The organism is Micromonospora sp. CPCC 206061 (assembly GCF_036906915.1).
GTDB lineage: Bacteria > Actinomycetota > Actinomycetes > Mycobacteriales > Micromonosporaceae > Phytohabitans.
Window position 1 is genome coordinate 1 of the sequence record NZ_JBAKHX010000176.1, and the last position, 3,972, is coordinate 3,972.

Annotated in this window: 1 protein-coding gene; it reads right to left on the reverse strand. The window is 72.4% G+C overall.

The window, feature by feature from the left end; all coding sequences use genetic code 11:
• On the reverse strand, window positions 1-3,972 hold a 3,972-nt coding region (locus V6V89_RS41115), incomplete at both ends, for an SDR family NAD(P)-dependent oxidoreductase (protein WP_442935327.1).

The window sequence follows — 3,972 nt, forward strand, 5'->3', positions numbered from 1 at the left end:
CCCGTCTGCGAGGGATCCGGGTCGTACAGGCCGTCCACGTCCCAGCCGCGCCTCACCGGGAACGGTGTGACCGCGTCGACGCCGTCAGCCACCAGGTGCCACAGGTCCTCCGGTGAGTGCACGTCGCCCGGATACCGGCAGGCCATGCCCACGATGGCGATCGGCTCGTCGGAGCCAACGGCGACGGTCGCGGCGCGCGCCGGCCCGCTGGACGCGCCGAGCAGTTCCGTCCGGAGCCGGGCGGCGAGCGCGGCCGGTGTCGGGTGGTCGAAGACCAGGGTGGCCGGCAGCCGCAGGCCGGTGGCGGTGTTGAGGCGGTTACGCAGTTCGACGGCGGTGAGCGAGTCGAAGCCCAGCTCGCGCAGGGCGACGTCGGCCTCGACCGACTCGCTCGACGCGTGGCCGAGCACGGCCGCCACGTGTGTACGCGCCAGGTCCAGCAGGACCCGCTGCTGCTCGGCCTCGGGGCGGCCGGCGATCCGCTGCCGCAGGTCGCCACCGACCGCCCGGCGGGCGGGTACCCGGACGAGGCCGCGCAGCAGGGCGGGCGGCGTACCGCCGCTGGTGAAGGCGCGCAGGTCGAGGTGGGCGGTGACGAGCGCGGGGCGGCCGAGCCGGAGGGCGGTGTCGAAGAGGGACAGCCCTTTTTCGGCGGTCAGTGGGACGGCACCCGTGCGGGCGAGCCGGGCGCGGTCGGTCTGGTCGAGGTGTCCGGTCATGCCGCTGTTGTCGGCCCAGAGTCCCCAGGCGAGTGAGGTGGCAGCCAGGCCGAGGGAGTGGCGGTGGTGGGCGAGTGCGTCGAGATAGGCGTTGGCGGCGGCATAGTTACCCTGGCCAGCCGTGCCCAGCGTTCCGGCCGCGGAGGAGTAGAGCACGAACGCCTTCAGGTCCAGGTGCTGGGTGAGCTCGTGCAGGTGCCACGCGGCGTCCACTTTGGGTGCGAAGACGGTGTCGATCTGTGACGGGGTCATGGAGTCGACGACCGCGTCCTCCAGGACGCCCGCGGTGTGGATGACGGCCGTGAGGTCGTCGATGGAGTTGATGAGCGCGGCGAGGGCGTCGCGGTCGCTGGCGTCGCAGGCGACGATCTCGACGCCGGGCCCCGCCAGTTCGGCGGCGCCGGGTGCGTCCGGCCCTCGGCGCGAGGCGAGCACGAGACGGTCGGCTTGGATGTGGCGGGCAAGAATGGCACCCAGGCCGCCGGTGCCACCCGTGATGAGCACCGTCCCGTCCAGTGTCGGGTTCTCGCCGCCGCCGTCAGTGACGCGGGTCAGGCGTGGGGCGTATGCCTGGCCGTCGCGGATGGTGAGTTCTGGTTCCGTGGCGTTGAACGGGATGGTGTCGTAGTCGCGGTCGAGGTCGACGACGCTGATGCGGTCGGGGTTTTCGGTCTGTGCCGAGCGGATGAGGCCGCGGGCCGCCGCGCCTGCCAGGGTGTTGTGGGTGGTGAATACAAGTGGGCCGGGGTGCTGTTGGAGCTGGTCTAGGACGTGCTTGGTGGCCTCGGCTGGGTCGTCGCTGGGCACGTCGGCCACGACCGCGTCCGCTGGGAGCGTGTCGGTGGCGGGCACCGGCACCCACTCGACCTCGAAGAGCGCGTTGTGGTGAGCGCCGGAGGCGGCCGCGAGCTGCTCCGGGCTGACCGGCCGGATGGCCAGCGACTCGACCGTAGCCACCGGCATGCCCTCCGCGTCGGCCACGGCCAGCGCCACCGTATCGGCCCCGGTCGGCGTCAGCCGCACCCGCAGCGTGCCGCCGGCCGCCGCGTACCGCGACACGCCCGCCCAGGCGAACGGAAGCCGCGTCGCCGAGCCGCCGGGAGTGGCCAGCGCGGCGGCGTGCAGCGCGGCGTCGAGTAGCGCCGGGTGGGCGCTGAACCAGGCAGTCTCGTCGCGCTGCTCATCCGGCAGCGCGATCTCCGCGTACACGTCGCCACCGGACCGCCACGCGGCTTGCAGGCCCTGGAAAACCGGGCCGTACTCGAGCCCGGTCGCGGCGAGTTCCGGGTACAGGTCGGACACGTCGACCGGCACCGCGCCCGACGGCGGCCACTGGGCGAGCGTCGACGGCTCGCCGCCGCCGGCCGAAGCGGAGACGGAGCCCGTGGCGTGCCGGGTCCACTCGGCGTCGGGTTCCGCGCCCTCCGGCCGGGCGTACACGGCTACGGACCGCGGGCCGTCGCCGTCCGCCCGGCTGACCGTGACCCGCAGGTGCACGGCGCCTTCGGCGGGCAGCACCAGCGGCGTCTGGAGGGTCAGCTCGTCGACCCGGTGGCAGCCGGCCTCGTCGGCGGCGCGCAGCACCGTCTCCAGGAACGCGGTGCCGGGCAGCAGGACGGTGCCCTGGACGGCGTGGTCGGCCAGCCACGGGTGCGTAGCGAGCGACAGACGCCCGGTGAGCATGACACCGCCCGTGTCCGGCAACGAGACGGCCGCACCGAGCAAGGGGTGGTCGATCGGGGTCTGGCCGAGGCTGGTGGCGTCTCCGGTGGAGGCGGGGTTGTCGAGCCAGTACCGCTCGTGCTGGAAGGGGTAGGTGGGCAGGTCGATGATGCGTCCACTGACGACGGTGGTCCAGTCGACACCGGCACCCAGAACATGGGCCTCGGCGAGTGAGGTGAGGAACCGGTTGTGGCCCTCGTCGCGGCGTAGGGTGCCGATGGCTGTGGTGTCTACGGCGGATACGAGTACTGGGTGGGGGCTGCATTCGATGAACAGTTCGTGTCCGTCGGTGCGGAGTGTCTCGATGACCGGGTGGAGTTGGACGGTGTGGCGCAGGTTGCGGTACCAGTAGTCGGCGTCCAGTGAGGTGGTGTCGATCAGGCCACCGGTGAGCGTGGAGTGGAACGGGATGGCGGCCGCACGGGGCTGGATGCCGTCCAGCAGGTGGAGGATGTCGTCGCGGATGGCTTCGACGTGCGGGCTGTGCGAGGCGTAGTCGACAGCGATCTTGCGGGCACGTATCCCGTTGGCCTCACACTCGGCGACGTACGCGTCGAGGGCGGCGGAGTCACCAGCGACGACGGTGGACGACGGTCCGTTGATGGCGGCGATGTGCAGGTCGTCCGGGAGCGTGAGTGCCGAAGCGGGTGCCGTGATGGAGGCCATGCCGCCGCCGGGTGGCAGTGCGGTGATGGCTTTGGCGCGTAGGGCCACCACGTGGGCTGCGTCCTGGAGGGACAGTGCGCCGGCGACGTAGGCGGCGGCGATTTCGCCTTGGGAGTGGCCGATGACGGCGTCGGGTTGTACGCCGTGGTGCTGCCATAGGGTGGCGAGTGAGGTCATGACGGCGAAGAGGGCGGGTTGGACGATGTCGACCCGGTCGAGGGGGCCGCGCAGCTCGGTGAGTAGGTCGAGGTGGGGTGCGAGGGCGTCGGCGCAGCGTCGCATGTGGTCGGCGAACACTGGGGAGCTGTCCATCAGGTCCAGGGCCATGCCGGTCCACTGGGAGCCCTGCCCGGGGAACAGGAACACCGTGCGGCCGCCCGTCGCGACGCCCTGGATGACGTTGGCAGCGGGCTCGCCGTCGGCCAGTGCCCGCAGCCCGGTGGCGTCGGTGCCGATGACGACCGCGCGGTGGTCGAAGGCGGTGCGGGTGGTGGCGAGCGAGTGGGCTACGTCGGCGAGGCTGGTGTCGGGTTCGATAGCGGCGGCGAGTCGGGCGGCCTGCTCCCGCAGCGCGGCACCGGTCTTGGCCGACAGGACGAGCGGCACCGGGCCGGCAGTCTCCGTCGTGGATGGCGCCCCGGACGTGGGAGCTTCCTCGACGACGACGTGGGCGTTGGTGCCGCTGATGCCGAAGGAGGACACGCCCGCGCGGCGGGGGCGGCCGTCGCGCTCCCACGGTTGGGCCGTCGTCAGCAGGGACACCGCGCCGGATTCCCAGTCGACGTGCGGTGACGGCTGGTCGACGTGCAGGGTGGCGGGGAGTTGGCCGTTGCGTAGGGCCATGACCATCTTGATGACGCCGGCG